Source organism: Rodentibacter genomosp. 1 (assembly GCF_001999285.1).
GTDB lineage: Bacteria > Pseudomonadota > Gammaproteobacteria > Enterobacterales > Pasteurellaceae > Rodentibacter.
This window is the reverse complement of the sequence record NZ_MLHN01000008.1, coordinates 173,456-190,246: the sequence shown is the minus strand read 5'-3', so window position 1 is coordinate 190,246 and position 16,791 is coordinate 173,456. Positions and strand designations below refer to the sequence as shown.

The 16,791-nt window shown below is 38.1% G+C and carries 11 protein-coding genes and 1 tRNA gene; 3 read left to right on the top strand and 9 right to left on the bottom strand.

The annotated features are described in order from the left end of the window. Positions 1-9: 9 nt before the first annotated feature. Together BKK54_RS05055 and malM are read left to right on the top strand one after the other, a co-directional pair. Complete coding sequence (locus BKK54_RS05055; RefSeq protein ID WP_077542033.1) at positions 10-1,281, top strand: maltoporin; 1,272 nt, start codon at positions 10-12, stop codon at positions 1,279-1,281. Between the two features lie 61 nt (positions 1,282-1,342). After that, positions 1,343-2,227, top strand: a complete 885-nt coding sequence (gene malM, locus BKK54_RS05050) for a maltose operon protein MalM (RefSeq protein WP_077542032.1) — start codon at positions 1,343-1,345, stop codon at positions 2,225-2,227. Between the two features lie 169 nt (positions 2,228-2,396). Here the strand turns inward: malM and malT are convergent, their stop codons facing one another. From malT to pyk, 5 genes are all read right to left on the bottom strand, one after another. Next, the gene (gene malT, locus BKK54_RS05045) at positions 2,397-5,093 is read right to left on the bottom strand and encodes an HTH-type transcriptional regulator MalT (RefSeq protein WP_077542031.1); all 2,697 of its coding nucleotides are present in this window, start codon (positions 5,091-5,093) and stop codon (positions 2,397-2,399) included. Between the two features lie 254 nt (positions 5,094-5,347). Continuing rightward, entirely contained in the window at positions 5,348-6,997 is a 1,650-nt protein-coding gene (gene pgi, locus BKK54_RS05040) for a glucose-6-phosphate isomerase (RefSeq protein WP_077542030.1), read from the bottom strand. A 33-nt stretch (positions 6,998-7,030) separates the two neighbouring features. Continuing rightward, positions 7,031-8,113, bottom strand: a complete 1,083-nt coding sequence (gene alr, locus BKK54_RS05035) for an alanine racemase (protein ID WP_077542029.1) — start codon at positions 8,111-8,113, stop codon at positions 7,031-7,033. Between the two features lie 9 nt (positions 8,114-8,122). Continuing rightward, positions 8,123-9,529 carry a replicative DNA helicase gene (locus BKK54_RS05030; protein ID WP_077542028.1) on the bottom strand — a complete coding sequence of 469 codons (1,407 nt, stop codon included), beginning with the start codon at positions 9,527-9,529 and terminating at the stop codon, positions 8,123-8,125. Positions 9,530-9,703: 174 nt separating this feature from the next. Then, positions 9,704-11,140, bottom strand: a complete 1,437-nt coding sequence (pyk, locus tag BKK54_RS05025) for a pyruvate kinase (RefSeq protein ID WP_077542027.1) — start codon at positions 11,138-11,140, stop codon at positions 9,704-9,706. 226 nt (positions 11,141-11,366) lie between these two features. Between pyk and BKK54_RS05020 the strand changes: the two genes are divergently transcribed. After that, a tRNA-Val gene (locus tag BKK54_RS05020) sits at positions 11,367-11,443 on the top strand. Between the two features lie 316 nt (positions 11,444-11,759). Here BKK54_RS05020 and BKK54_RS05015 read toward each other — a convergent pair. The 4 genes from BKK54_RS05015 to BKK54_RS05000 are packed head-to-tail and all read right to left on the bottom strand — an operon-like array spanning position 11,760 to position 16,749. Further along, positions 11,760-13,358, bottom strand: a complete 1,599-nt coding sequence (locus BKK54_RS05015) for a xylulokinase (RefSeq protein ID WP_077542026.1) — start codon at positions 13,356-13,358, stop codon at positions 11,760-11,762. 14 nt (positions 13,359-13,372) lie between these two features. Further along, entirely contained in the window at positions 13,373-14,314 is a 942-nt protein-coding gene (locus BKK54_RS05010) for an ABC transporter permease (RefSeq protein WP_077542025.1), read from the bottom strand. A gap of 10 nt (positions 14,315-14,324) precedes the next feature. Continuing rightward, complete coding sequence (locus tag BKK54_RS05005) at positions 14,325-15,275, bottom strand: ABC transporter permease (protein ID WP_077542024.1); 951 nt, start codon at positions 15,273-15,275, stop codon at positions 14,325-14,327. Then, a complete protein-coding gene (locus tag BKK54_RS05000; protein WP_077542023.1) occupies positions 15,256-16,749 on the bottom strand; it encodes a sugar ABC transporter ATP-binding protein in 1,494 nt (497 codons plus the stop codon). Before BKK54_RS05000 ends, BKK54_RS05005 begins: the two co-directional genes overlap by 20 nt. Between the last annotated feature and the right edge of the window lie 42 nt (positions 16,750-16,791).

Sequence of the window (16,791 nt, the reverse complement as noted above, 5' to 3'; positions counted from 1 at the left end):
AGATTTATTATGGACAACAAAAAAACACTACTCGCAACTGCAATTACAGGCGTATTGATAGCCACATCCGCAAGTGCGGTTGATTTTCATGGTTATGCCCGTTCCGGTATTGGTTGGACATCCGGTGGTGGAGAACAATCCGCTTTTACAGTCAATGGCGGTGGTTCTAAGTATCGTTTAGGGAATGAAGCCGAAACCTATGCTGAATTTAAACTTGGACAAGAGCTTTACAAAGAAGGCAATAAATCCTTCTATTTAGATTCCAATGTGGCTTATAGCGTTAATCAACAAGGAGATTGGGAAGATACCAGTCCGGCTTTACGCGAAATCAACGTGCAATTTAAAAACTTTGCAGACAGTTTACCGGGAGCAACATTATGGGCAGGTAAACGTTTCTACCAACGCCACGATGTCCATATGAACGACTTCTACTATTGGGATATTTCAGGTCCCGGTGCCGGGGTTGAAAACATTGATCTCGGTTTTGGTAAACTCTCTCTTGCGGTAACCCGTAATACAGAGAAAGGCGGTGCGTATGGTTGGACATATAATCCGCTAACCCAAAAATGGGACTCTACTCAGGATAAAAACAAAGACGTTTATAATGATGTTTTCGATATTCGTTTAGCTGATTTAAAAGTCAGTAAAAATGGTCGTTTAGAAATTGGTGTTGATTATGGCAATTCACATACCAAAAACCATGCCTCCCGAGAGCAAGGCGCAAGTAAAAACGGCTATATGGTTACCTTAGAACATACCCAAGACGAATTTTTTGGTGGTTTCAATAAATTTACTGCGCAGTACGCAACAGATTCAATGACCTCTTGGAGCACCGGGCATTCTCAAGGCGGTTCTGCCAATAATAAAGGTAATATGCTCCGCTTAATTAACCAAGGGGTGGTATCCGCAACGGATAAAATAGAAGTGATGTATGCATTGATTTATGAAAAAACAGACTTGGATAATAAACAAGGTAAAACTTGGTATTCTGCCGGTGTACGCCCGATGTATAAATGGACAGATACGATGAGCTCGTTGGTGGAAGTCGGCTATGATCGCATTAAAGATCAAGCCACAGGTCATAAAAATGATCTCACCAAAGTCACCCTTGCACAACAATGGCAAGCCGGTTCAAGTATTTGGGCTCGCCCTGCTATCCGAGTATTTGGTACCTATGCACACTGGAATGATAAGTTCAATACTGACGTACGTACCAATGCAGGTTATAAAGCTAAAGATAGTGAATTTATCGCCGGTGTTCAATTTGAAGCGTGGTGGTAATCCCGCCGAATTACAGGGGGGAGAAATGTCTCTCCCTTTCTTTTAGAGTTATGAGGTTAATATGAAAAAAACGCTTTTTTCTACCGCACTTTTATTGGCTAATATGTTAGTTGTTTTGCCAAGCACTGCAACACCAAACCATATTAACTCAACAGTGTTATCACAATTAAATTGGAAGGATGTCCCCTATTCTGAAACAGTCACGACCACATTAAGCACACAGCAAAAACAGAATTTCATTGTGCCATTTGCCGGTATGGAAAGCCCTGTTGCAACATACCGTATTCCGGCGAATCAAGGAACATTGGAAATTCAGATATCCAGCCCAATGACTAAAGACCACGTCTTTGTACCCAATGCTATTGTGTTAGATAGTCAATTTAATATTGCTGCACGCTATCCTTCTTCTGAGTTTAAATTTAAAGGTGAGCGAGGGTTACAGCCTAATCGTTTGGTTGCAGAATTGAATCTAACCCCAACGCCAAACCAAGACTATATTTATCTGTTGGTTTATACCACAGCTCAAGATGTACAAAAAACAACTATGGTTCCTCACCCGGCCAAAAGTTTTGCTCAAGCGACCGGCAAACAGCCACCGTCTATTGCAGATATTGAGGTTAAACACAGCCCTTATGGGGAAATCAATATTAACGTGACCGCTGCCGATGGAACACGTTTTATTGGTATTCCGACGGAGATATTTACAGGAAAGAAAAGTGCTTCAAATCAATCCGTTGGGGCAAAACCTATAGTGAAAGAGGAACACCCTAGTAAAGCGGTGATAACCTCAGTGGATAAAGAAACAGAAGCCTATTTCAAACAAGCCGTGAGCAATGCCCTAAAACAAAATGATGTCAACCGAGCACTAAATTTAGTGAATGAAGCAGAAAAACTCGGTTTAACCTCCCCTCGGAAAATTTTCTTACAACAAGTTTCTTCTAAGTAATACGCTTTTGCTGCTTTATTGCCACCTTGAACAAGGTGGCTTTTTTGTACATTTTCGTAGTGTGTATGAATAGCACAATCCACGCACAAAAATCATGGTTTGTGTAGGTGAGCCCCCTACTCTTACCTACAATTAAAGTGCGGTCAGTTTTTAAATAAAATTATAGAAATTAGCCGTAGCCCATCAATTGAAGCAGTTCTTTTGCATAAGCAATCGCATCATGCCGATTTGATACACCGATTTTTTGATAAAGATTACGAATATGACTTTTTATCGTTGTAGTTGCCACCAGTAATTCATCTGAAATCTGCTCATTACTATAACCGGAGTAAATCAAGCCTAAGACTTGCCATTCTCTTAGGGTTAAAGGACTAATCTTTAATAATTCAGGTACTTTAGGGTTAGAAATAAGATTATTGACAAATTGTTCATCAAAATGGGCAAATTTATGTCGATAATACTGATTAATGTTACGCAAAATAAATTGTGCTTTATGTACGCTTAATTCATCCAAGATGTTAGCCTGTAACAACTGACGAATTTGTTGTGCCATATTTTCGCCTTCAATGACAAAAATACTAATAAAATTTGTTTGGCGGGTAAGTTGTAGGGCATCAATTAAATCCCGTTGTGCCAATTCTTTTTCCCCGGTAAGAAAATATAAACGATTTCGTAAAATAAGCGCTCGATTCAAGTCACTCGTCAGCTTTAGTTCTTTAGCGGTTTGAATCACTCGATTTAAAATTTCTTCAGCATCTGAATATTGTCCTAATAAAAGCAATGCTCTTGCAATATTTCGCCACTGAATTTGATTAAAGTGATTTTTTTCATTAGTAGGACGATGCGTTTGAGCAAGCCAAGACTCTGCAGATTCAACATCACCAAGCATTTGCCACAACACGATTTTGACTTGATTAGCATTGGCATTCCAATCTTGATGATACCGGTTCATTTTTTGCAAATAAATAATCTGTTTGAGAAGACGAGAGGCATTATCCAAATCACCACGAACAATAGATATTTTGCATAGTAACGCTAAACATTGAAGGCGATCTTCATCTTTATTTAGTACCTTAATACCGGCATTTGCCATTGCTTCTGCTTTATCTAAATGATACCAATCCCATAAAATTTGTCCTTTTAAACGTAGTAAAAACTCATACATTGGCACTTTTTGTAAATGATGCTCTTTAACAAAATCACCCGCTTTATCCAAAAGATCATAACCGGCCTGAGTGAAACCTTGCGCAATAAAAATTTCCGACTGTTGGAGTAATGTCCATAGAATACTGTGTGGTGCATTGTATTTCCACGCCATTTTTTCGGCTTTTCTGAGCATTTTTAGCGCTTCATTAAAATTACCATAGCAATGGTAAGCCTCACCAATAATTGAAGTAGCAACAATTTTTGCATAATTCGCATTTGAGGGTAAATGCTCTAAAGCTTGGGAAGCTAAAGAAAGGGCAGTGTTTTCATCGCCCTGATTAATGGCAACCTGAGCACGTAATACATCAAATTCAGACTGAATAGCCTGACTGAGTTGAATTTTCTGATCAGCCAATACCTGCTCAAAATGTCCAAAAATACCATTTACTTCACTATTACGGTGCTGGCTTTGCGCTAACCATGCTTTTAATAAAATCAATTGAGGTGATTGAGTAAAACTTATATCATCCAGATAGTCTAAATGTTGCTCAAGTAGCTTGAGTTCACCTTGATGAAATAATTTCCAACCTTGTTTCGATAAAATATCAAGTAAAATACCACGATCTGCTAATTGTACCGAATGGTATAAAGCTTCGGTTGTATATCCCAATTTCAGCCATGCTTTTGCTGCTTTAGCATGAAGCTGATCAAGCTCATCAGCGAGTTCTAATTGACAACAATGATTCAAAAATGAAGCAAATAATGGGTGAAAGCGCCACCAATTATCCTCAGCATCCATTTGTTGTAAAAAAAGCCCCTGTTTTTCAATAGATTCCAATTTATTCCGGCTATTCAACTCACCGGTAACCTGTTGAACTAATGTTTCATTCATTGAACGTAAAATTGAACAACGAAGTATAAATAACCTCGTATTGCGATCAATCCGGTTTAATACCTCATCACTGAGATAATCATTAATATGGAAATTATTAAGTTTAGCCAAACGTTTCGCAGCATCTTTAAGAGATATGTTCTGTTGCTTAGCGGATAAACTAATAAGCTGAAGTGCTGTCGGCCATCCTTCAACATCATCACAAAGTTCGGTAATGTCCGGTGTTGCTATGCTCTGATTTAAACGTGACTGAAAAAATTCTACACTTTCCGAATGGCTGAAAGAAAGCTGATGGCTATTCACTTCCAGTAGCTGCTCTTGAACATGCAAACCGGCAATACCAAGAGGGGGGACTGAACGAGAAATTAAAATCAGTGTCATACAAGGTGGTTGGTGACGAATCCAATATTTTAGAGCCTCATGAATGTCTTCATTATCAATAATATGATAGTCATCAATCACTAAATAAAAATGCTCGGTAACAGTTGAAATTTTTACAAGTTGCTCAGTAAACAGCGTTTGTAAATTTTTTTGGCGATGTAAAGATTCATCAGTTTTAACCTCTAGCTTAAGCGCACTCCTTAACGCTGCAATAAAATAGGTCGCAAATCGTTCCGATTGATTATCACTTTCGTCCAACGAATACCAGCCTACATTTTTCTGTCTTCCAACCCATTGAGAAACCAACGTCGTTTTACCATAACCGGCAGGAGCATGAACTAATACAAGTGGGTAATGATGTGATTTATCAAGATATTGTAACAATGAAGTGCGCAACACACTGTTTTGTAAACGATAGCTACAAATTAACTTTGCCGGAATTAACATCTAATTTTATCTCGTTAAATGATGAATGGATTAAAAACTAAAGAGAAGATTCTATCTACTAATATTATGTAGCAAATGCAAAAAGGAAAAATATAGAGGTACCGCATTGGTATCTTTTAATATATTGAAATTGTTTGATTTTTATAACCACCATTAGTATGGTTCGGATAAACAAAAATCAGATTTATACAACTACTACATATATCTTATTAAAAATGCGGTCAAAATCGACCGCACTTTTCACTCCAATTTATTTATCGCCAGGCTTTAAATTGATTAATCAAGCCATTTGTTGAGCTGTCGTGGCTTGAGACTTTTTCGCTATCCGCTAATTCCGGTAGAATACGGTTAGCCAGTTGTTTACCCAATTCCACCCCCCATTGGTCGAAGCTGAAGATATTAAAAATCACGCCTTGAACAAAGATTTTATGTTCATACATGGCGATCAATGCCCCCAATGTAAATGGGGTGATTTTTTGCACTAGAATAGAGTTGGTCGGCTTGTTACCGGTAAACACTTTAAACGGCACAATCTCTTTTACCTCATCTAAGGATTTACCCGCTTTCACAAACTCCGCTTCGACTTCTTCTTTTGTTTTACCGAACGCTAATGCTTCTGTTTGTGCAAAGAAGTTAGACAGTAATTTGTTATGATGATCCGCTAATGGATTATGACTTTGTGCCGGTGCAATAAAATCACAAGGAATTAAAGTTGTACCTTGGTGAATTAATTGATAAAAGGCGTGCTGACCGTTTGTACCCGGTTCGCCCCAGATGATTGGGCCGGTTTGATAATGGCTAATGGTGTTGCCGTTTCTATCTACATATTTACCGTTTGACTCCATATTGCCTTGTTGGAAATAGGCGGCAAAACGATGTAAATATTGATCGTAAGGTAAAATTGCCTCAGTTTGTGCGCCTAAAAAATTCGTGTTCCACAATCCCACAAGGGCTAAAGTAGTTGGAATATTCTGTTCAATTGGTGCTGTGCGGAAATGTTTATCCATTTCATGTGCCCCGCTTAACAATTGCTCGAAGTTGTCAAAACCAATAGAAAGTGCAATGGATAACCCAATAGCAGACCATAAAGAATAACGTCCTCCTACCCAATCCCAAAACTCAAACATATTATTGGTATCAATCCCAAACTCGGCTACTGCTTTGCCATTAGTAGAAAGTGCCGCAAAATGTTTTGCGACCGCACTTTTATCTTGTGCCGAAGCCAATAACCAATCACGTGCGCTTTCAGCATTTGTCATGGTTTCTTGGGTGGTAAAGGTTTTAGACGCAACCAAGAAAAGTGTGGTTTCCGGATTCACTTTTTTCAGTGTCTCTGCAATATGTGTGCCGTCCACATTAGAAACAAAGTGCATCGTAAGATGATTTTTATAAGGGCGTAGCGCTTCCGTTACCATATAAGGACCTAAATCCGAACCGCCAATCCCGATATTCACCACATCAGTAATAGCTTTTCCGCTATAACCTTTCCACTCACCGGAAATCACGCGCTGACAAAAATCCTTCATTTTTGCCAAAACCGCATTTACTTCCGGCATCACATCTTTGCCATCCACCATCACAGGTGTGTTAGCCCGATTGCGAAGTGCGGTATGTAATACGGCACGGTTTTCGGTACGGTTAATTTTTTCACCACTAAACATTGCCTCTTTTGCACTGTCCAGCGAACATTCTTGAGCCAGTTGTCGAAGAAGTGAAAGAGTTTGTTGATTAATATTGTTTTTTGAGAAATCCACCAAAATTTGATCCTTAAAGGTTAATGAATAATCTTTAAAGCGATCCTTTTCTTGTTGGAATAAATTTTGAATGGTCATATTTGCCAATTCGGTTTGATGCGTTTCTAACGCTTTCCACGCCTGAGTATGGGTTGGATTGATATTTTTCATAGTATTTCCTTCTATTATTTATTAATTTTAAATTTAGTCTACATATTCGGTGATAACACGAGGTGTTAATTTTGTAATCAATTCATAGCTTAAAATGCCGGTAAACTGGGCAACGGTCTCTATCGGTAATTCTTTTCCCCATAAAATCACTTCATCACCAACTTGATCTTGGCTATCCCACCCTAAATCGACAGTCAGCATATCCATAGATACCCGCCCCACAATTGGCACGATACGCCCATTTAAATACACGGGTGTACCTTCCGGCACATCGCGTGGATAACCATCACCATAACCAATTGCTACCACACCGATTTTGGTATCACAAGGGCTTGTCCAAATTCCCCCGTAGCCGACCGGTTCGCCTTTTTTATGGTTTCGTACGGCAATAAGGGAAGAAGTGAGATTCATCACGGGAGTTAAGTTAAATTTAGCGCCTACAGTATCTGTTGGAGAAATACCGTACATAATAATACCGGGACGAATCCAATCTAAATGAGATTCTTGCCAAAATAAAATCCCTCCCGATGCTGCGATACTGCGTTCTCCCTGTTTATCTTGGGTCACGGATAAAAATCGATTAATTTGAAGTGGGGTATAATCAGATTCAAGCTCGTCAGCCCGACTAAAATGGCTGACAAAACCTAAGTGCGGTTGAATTTGAGGAAGTTTTTTTAATGCTTGATAAAATTCATCCACTTCATCAAGGGCTACGCCCAAACGGTGCATACCGGTATCAATTTTAAGCCACACTTTAATCGGGCTTGGTACCGTTGCACGTTTTAATGCCTCAAGCTGTTCACGATTGTGTACGATCGTTTCAATATTATTCACAGCAAGAATTGGCAAATCCTTTTCATCAAAAAAACCTTCGAGCAATAAAATAGGTTTTGTGATGCCATGCGATCGCAATGCCAACGCTTCTTCCAAACGCGCCACCCCAAAACAATCTACCGTATTTTCAAGTGTCGATGCGACAAATACCACCCCATGCCCATAGGCATTGGCTTTAACAACCGCAATAATTTTACTATGAGGTGCTTTTTGTTTAATTACCTCTAAATTTTGTTTTAAAGCACAGGAGCTAATCTTCGCTGTCGCCGGTTTTACGTTCATTATTTATCCTTAATAATTGTCATAATACTCACGTTGCTCGGCAAGATTATCAAAGCGGGAGAACTGTCCGTTAAATTTTAATCGTACACGACCAATCGGGCCGTTACGCTGTTTACCAATAATAATTTCTGCCACCCCTTTGTCCTCGGAATTATCGTTATAAACCTCGTCACGATAAATAAACATAATTAAGTCGGCATCCTGCTCAATAGATCCCGATTCACGTAAATCCGAGTTCACCGGACGTTTATCCGCACGTTGTTCAAGTGTTCGATTCAACTGAGAAAGCGCAATAACCGGTACTTCTAACTCCTTTGCTAAAGCTTTTAAAGAACGTGAAATTTCTGCAATCTCTAAAGTACGGTTATCTGAAAATGCCGGTGCACGCATAAGTTGTAAATAATCCACCATAATCAGGCTCAATCCGCCATTTTCACGATAAACGCGGCGTGCACGAGATCGTAATTCTGTTGGCGTTAAACCGGAAGAATCATCAATATAAAGATTATTCTTCTGTTTAAACATTCCAAATACGCTGCTAATTTTATTCCACTCAATTTCATCTAAGCCTTGTCCTGTACGAATTTTAGTTTGATCTACACGAGCAAGAGAAGCAATCATACGCATCATAATTTGCTCGGCCGGCATCTCTAAACTAAACACTAGCACAGGTTTCTCACTTGCCATGGCGGCATTTTCACAGAGGTTCATGGCAAAGGTAGTTTTCCCCATGGAAGGACGAGCTGCAACAATAATTAAATCTGAAGGTTGTAACCCGGCTGTTTTTTTATCAAGATCCGTAAATCCTGTTGTCACCCCTGTCACACCGGAATGATTTTCCAACTTGCTTAATGTATCAATACGCTCAATTGTATTTTGTAGCACAGTGATCACATTTTGCGGTCCTTCACTAGAAGTGCTACGTTTTTCCGCAATGGCAAAGACTTCCCTCTCCGCCTCATCCAAAATCAATTTAATGTCTTGCCCTTTAGGGGAATAGCTATTTTCCGCAATACGATTGCCCACAGCAATGAGTTCACGTAGAATCGCTTTTTCACGCACAATATCCGCATACGCTAAAATATTAATTGCATTTGGCGTATTGTTTGACAAGTCAGCAAGATAAGCAAATCCCCCAACTTCCTCACTCACCCCTTTATTTTTTAGCGCTTGATCAAGCGTAATCAGATCAATAGGTGATTGATTCCGCATTAATTCTTCCATTGTTTGAAAAATGATGCGGTGGGCAAAGGTATAAAAATCATCGGCAATCACGCGCTCAGCAATACCATCCCAATGTTGATTGCTTAACATAATGCCGCCTAACACGGCTTGCTCAGCTTCAAGAGAATGGGGAGGGATGCTAATTTGTGCAGTTTTTTTATCAGATGATTTAACTTGTGGTTGGGATGCCATAGATATTTTGAGACTCAATAGAATTGGTGGCTATAATACCGCAAATGATGGGGAGATTTAAGAAAAAAGTGCGGTCAATTTTCTATGAGATTTGTATCTGATGATTTTTTATGCCTTGCAATAGCAATAAAAAACGGTGGAAAAATCCACCGCTCTTTTCTCTCAATTTGCTCATTACTCAACGATTAAAGTACGGCACACATTAGTATGTTTGATCGTCTCATCACCTTGAGTTAACAACACCAAATCACCTGAATTTAAATAACCTTTTTCTTTTAGCAATGCAATTGCAGCTTGTGCACCATTTGCACTACGTGACTCAGTATCACTAAATACCGGCGTTACTCCACGATATAATGCACAAAGATTGAGCGTTTCTTGATTACGGGATAAAGCAAAAATTGGTAACCCAGAACTAATACGAGACATATATAATGCCGTACGACCGGAATGGGTTAAAGTGATAATCGCTGCAATACCTTTCATATGATTTGCCGAATACATTGCAGACATTGCAACGGCTTCTTCAATATCGGTAAACTCTTTATCCATACGATGACGGGATACGTTTACGCTAGGCATTTTTTCTGCTCCTAAACAAACACGAGCCATAGCCGCCACTGTCTCTGCCGGATATTGACCTGCTGCTGTTTCAGCAGAAAGCATAACCGCATCGGTACCATCTAATACCGCATTCGCCACATCCATGACTTCCGCACGGGTCGGCATTGGATTACTGATCATAGACTCCATCATTTGAGTCGCCGTGATCACAGCACGGTTTAATTGACGTGAACGACGGATCAATTTTTTCTGAACGCCCACTAATTCAGGATCACCAATTTCAACCCCTAAATCACCACGGGCAACCATGATCACATCTGATGCTAAAATGATATCGTCCATAGCTGCATCATCAACCACAGTTTCTGCTCGTTCAACTTTCGCCACAATTTTCGCATTTAATCCAGCTTGTTGAGCAAGTTCACGAGCATAATTTAGATCAGCACTTGAACGTGGGAAAGATACTGCGAGGAAATCAACACCAATACGTGCTGCAGTGATAATATCTGCCTTATCTTTTTCGGTTAATGCATCAGCAGATAAACCGCCACCTAATTTATTAATCCCTTTATTATTTGATAACGGACCGCCAACAGTCACTTCAGTAAATACTTTCGCCCCTTCTGTTGACAATACCTTTAATTGAACACGACCATCGTCTAATAGCAGGATATCGCCCGGAACCACATCTTGTGGAAGGGTTTTATAGTCTAAACCAACGGAATCTTGATTACCTTCACCCTTTGGCAACTCAGCATCAAGAATGAATTTATCACCAACATTTAAGAAAATTTTGCCATCTTTGAAAGTAGAAACACGAATTTTAGGACCTTGCAAATCACCTAAAATTGCCACCGTTTTACCCAATTTTTTCGCAATAGAACGAACTCGTTCAGCACGCTCAATATGATCCTCCGGTGTACCGTGTGAGAAATTCATACGAACGACATTTGCACCTGCTGCGATAATTTTCTCCAGATTGTTATCGCGGTCAGTGGCCGGCCCCATAGTACAAACAATCTTCGTTCTTCTTAGTCTTCTAGACATTATGCTACTCCGTCAATATTGATATATTAAAAATAAAACAAGTTCGCTCAAGCCTTTTGAGCGAAATAAATCGGCGCGCATTATACGCTTAAAAAAATTCAAAATCAAAAAAGAGTTTTCCCCTTAACTTCCTGTATTTTTGCTCATTTTTTTAGCATTCATCACAAACATAAAAAAAATTTCTTGTCTTCATAAAAAAAACTGTTTATCATCCGCCACATTCAAAGCGACTATAGCTCAGTTGGTTAGAGCACCACCTTGACATGGTGGGGGTCACTGGTTCGAGTCCAGCTAGTCGCACCATATATCCCTATCATAGCCCCGTGTAACTTAACGCGGGGCTTTGTTTTATCCGGTCTTTCCTCTTACTTTTTCTTTTTACATTTCCATACAGGTAGTATTGTTTATCCATCATAGCTATGATTTCTGTATTATTTCAAATACTGACCGACTTGCTCAGAGAGAATACACAATACAAATAGTATTCCTGCTTCCCTCTTTAACAATAATCCCACTAGCAATGCCCAATCTTTGTTTAAAATTATCAATAATTGACACTAACAAGAAATACTCACCTTATTTGTTATGACTCATCAAATTTAATCAGATTTTTTCATATTTACTCGATAAAATCCCGCTCTATTGCGGTTTGAATAATTGGTATACCTTGTTTGTAGTGCTCAATGAATTGCTGATAACCTTCTGTGATTTGTTTTTCCGGATAAACTAAGCTGATTTCCACTTGATTGAAAATATCATTGTCCAGATAGTCTTCTAAAGAAAAGGTTTCTGAGCGACTTAAAAAATTGGCTAATAAAGCAATCCCCCAAGCACCGCCATTAGAAGCGGTCTCCATTGTAGCAAGCGGAATATTTAATGCAGAAGCTAATATTTGTTGAGCAACATTTTCCGTTTTAAAAATGCCGCCGTGTCCAAGAATACGCGTGATTGTAACCTTTTCCTGCCGCAATAAAATATCCATGCCTAATTTCATTGCACCAAATGCTGTATATAAGTGAACCCTCATAAAATTAGCTAAATTAAATTTGGCGTTAGCCGGATGCAAAAATAACGGGCAGCCTTTTTCCAAACCGACATTATGTTCCCCAGAATAAAATCCGTAGGACAATAATCCGCCACAATCCGTATCCCCCTGTAAAGCATGAAGAAATAACGTCTCGTATAATTCTTCAGTACAAATTTTGATACCAAATGTTTGTAAACATTCGCCCAATAAGTTAACCCAGGCATTAATATCAGTCGTACAATTTTGGGCGTGAGCCATTGCGACTAATTTTCCTGCCGGTGTAGTAACAATATCTAATTCAGCATAGACTCTTGATAATGCTTTTTCTAATACAATCATTGCAAAGGCTGATGTACCGGCGGAAATATTCCCTGTTTTTTCTTTAATACAGTTGGTTGCCACCATTCCGGTGCCTGCATCGCCTTCTGGTGGACAAAATGGAATATTTGCGTGTAAAGCCCCTGTCGGATCTAATAATTTTGCTCCAAGTGCGGTCAATTTTCCTGCTGTTTTTCCTGCAACTTGAACTTGTGGTAACACATCTTCAATGTGCCAATCATAATTTTTATTTTCAATTAACCGGCTAAATTGTTCCAACATTGTTTTGTTATAGTCAGACGTTTCCGTGTCGATAGGAAACATACCGGAAGCATCACCAATGCCAAGATATTTTTCTCCTGTTAATCGCCAGTGGATATAACCGGATAACGTGGTTAAATAGGCAAGTTTTTCAAGGTGCGGTTCCTCATTCAAAATAGCTTGATAAAGATGAGCGATACTCCACCGCTGTGGAATAGGATATTGAAACAATTCCGTTAATTTTTGGGCAGCTGTAAACGTAATATTATTGCGCCAAGTCCGAAATGGTACCAGTTGATTTCCCTCTTTATCAAAAGGTAAATAGCCGTGCATCATCGCACTAATACCAATGGCTCGTGCAGTTTTGATTACCGTCCGATATTTCTCCTTAACCGTCATTTGTAAATTTTCAAAGGCAGACCGTAATGTCGACCAAATTTCTTCTTGATGGTAAGTCCAAATATTATTAATTAAATGGTTTTCCCAATCCGCGCCACCGGTCGCTAAAATTGTCCCTTTTTGATCAATTAATACGGCTTTGACACGGGTTGATCCCAATTCAATACCGATAACGACATTACCGGTATCAATTAATGTTTTTTCATATTGCATTTATTATCCCCGATTTATTTAAATAAACGATATCTTTGCAAAAAGATAAATAAAATAAGTAAACTTCCCCATAATATCATAGTGATATAACTACTTACCCCTAGCATATTTAAACCGCTCTCGATTATTTGTAGTAAAATTAAAGCAATCAATATACCAATTAACTTCCCTTTTCCTCCGTCAGGATTGACGCCTCCCAACACGGATGCCAAAATAGAAATTAATAAATAAGAATCTCCATAATATGCTTTGGCTGAGTTTAATTTTGACATCATCAATATCGCAGCAAACATACAAAGTAAAGAAGAGATAATATAAACAACAATAATGACTTTTCTAGTATCAATCCCTGAATAAAATGTTGCCTTTTCATTATTTCCAATAAAATAAATCGATTTACCAATTGTTGTTTTTTCGAGTAAAAACCAGACAATCAATGCTAAAAACAGAAATATAATTAAGGGAAATGGGACAAATAAAAACGTTGTAGAACTAATAGACAGAAAACTTTCAGGAAAATTAGCAACAGTGGAACCATTTGTCACCAAAATATTCAATCCATTAATTAATGTCATTGTTCCCAATGTTGCCAAAATAGGTGATACCTTAACAATAGAAATTAATGTACCATTAAATAGACCAATTAAAAAAGCGCACAGCAGACTTAAGGACAATCCAATCAATAAATACCCAAGACTATCTTGCTTAGTAATAAAATACGCTATGATTAATGCACAAGCATTCATTGTTGCAATAATTGATAGATTAATACCGCTTGTTAGCATTGGGATAGCCATCGCTAAGGTTAAAATACCCAATACCGCCATTTGTGAAGCGATTGATTGAAAATTAGCAATTGACCAAAATATATCTGGAATTAAAATACTAAATATTGAGATAGCAATAATGAATAATAGAAAGAGATATTTGATAGTATTATCTGATTGCAATTTCATTCTCTTCTCCTTATTTTTTTCTTTGTGTAAATGCTGTGACACTTACACTTAAAATAATAATGCCACCCGTAATAACGGTCTGCCAATAGGAAGAAATATTTAATAAATTCAACCCATTTTGAATAACGGCCAATAAAATCACCCCCATTATTGTTCCTGATAGCGTCCCTTTTCCCCCCGATAAACTTGCGCCGCCTAATACAACGGCTGCTAATACGGTTAATTCATAACCCAGTAATGAATCCGGTGCAACTGATTGTACCGTATAAGATTGTACAACACCTGCAAGACCAGCCATTAATCCCATATAACCATAAACAACCAAATATAGATAAAGCAAATTGAATCCCATTCTAGAAGTCGCTTCTTTATTTCCACCTAAGGCATAAATCTTACGACCTAGAGTTAATTTATTTGTTATTACAGCCGTCAGTAATATTGCAAATATGGCAACAAGAATTTGAAAAGATAATCCATATTCAAATCCCTCCAAAGTAGTTTGTTTAAATAATATAAACTCTTGCTGAAACCATTCTGGGAAATCATACAGCCAAACACCCTTAGTCACATATAATAATCCACCATAAAAAATATTGAGTGTTGAAATAGTAATAATAATTGAAGGTACATTTAATTTATGAACAATAATGCCATTAATCAATCCAAATAAAATACCGACTGTACCGGCACTAATGAAAACACCAAATAACCCAATATCATATTGTTGTATTAACCCAACCATTATATACTGGGCGATGATTGTTATTGCAGGAAATGAAATATCAATACCACCGGAAATGAGTACGACAAATAAACCACAAGCTAATATCATCAACATCGCATAGTTATTGATTACATCGTAAATATTTTCAATAGAAAGAAAATCTTGGGTAAAAAAACTAAGTAATGTACATAATACAAATAATGTAATAAATAGGATTTTATTGTTCGTATTTTTCATAGACCAGTTCCTCGATATCTTGCTCAGTACAATTTGACGGCATAAATTCTGCAATGATTTCCCCTTTTTTCATAACCAATACACGATGACTATAATAATAGGCTTCTTCTATTTCATCGGTCACAAAAATAACAGTAATGCCTTGTTCTGCAAGAGATTGAATAATTTGAAAAATCCCCTCTTTATTAGCAACATCGACACCGATAGTGGGTGAGTCTAAAATAATCACTTTAGGGTTGATTGCCAACCACTTGGCAATAGAAACCCGCTGAGCATTACCACCTGATAATGTATTAACCGGAAGATCAGGATCCGATACTTTAATTTTTAATGACTGAATAAGTTGATTTGTATATTGACGGGCTTTATGTGATTGAATAATTCCAAAAGGATTAATAATGCGCTTAAATATGGTTGAAATAATATTATGATGAATAGATTCTTGCATAATCAAGCCGGTATTCATTCGATCTTCCGAAACATAAACAATCCCTTTTGCAATTGCCTCACGGTTATTGTTAATTTTTGTTGGTTCGCCGTTTAAATAACATTCCCCACTCGTTGGCTGTGTAATACCGAATAAACTCAGACAAAGTTCCGTTCTACCGGCACCGAGTAAACCGACTAAAGACACAATCTCTCCTTTTTTAATGGAAAAATTAATATTCCGGTATTGATGCTCTCGGGTCAGGTTTCTTACATCAAGTACTGTCGGATATTGTGAAAAATCCGACAAATTTAACCGCACTTTATTGATTTCCAATCCACTCATAAGAAAAGCCAAACGCTTCTCATCCATCTCTTTAATAGGATATTTACCCACCATATTACCGTCTTTCAGAACTAATACGCTGTCAGATACCGTCATCACTTCTTTTAATCGATGGCTGACAAAAATAATACTAATTCCTTTACTTTTTAGCTTAATCACTACATCAAGTAGATGATTGACTTCCTTTGCGGTTAATGAAGCCGTTGGTTCATCCATAATTAACAATTTGGCGTTTTGTGCCAATGCCCGACAAATCGCAACCAATTGTTGTCGAGCAATAGGTAGATCCTCAACAAGATCATCTAAATTCAAATCCGCATTAATGCTATCAATTGCTTGGCGGGCAATTTCTCGTATTTTTTGTGAACTCACCCAACCGAATTGGCGATACGCATTCATCGCAATATTCTCTGCAACACTCAAGTTAGGAAAAAGAGATAAATCCTGATAGATAACTTGAATAGCTTTGTTAATAGATTCTTCCGGTGTTAATTTATCGTATTGACTTGCGCCAATCTGAATTTCCGCGCCCCGATCCGGTTGATAAACCCCTGATAAAATCTTAATTAATGTTGATTTTCCACAGCCGTTTTGCCCAGCTAAACAAAGTGCTTCGCCATAATTTAATGATAATTCAACCTGATTTAAAGCTTTTACGCCATTAAAGGTTTTACTAATATTACGCATTGAAATAAAAGACATATAATCTCCTTTAGCGGAAACCGGGTTCAAAAGAACCCGGTA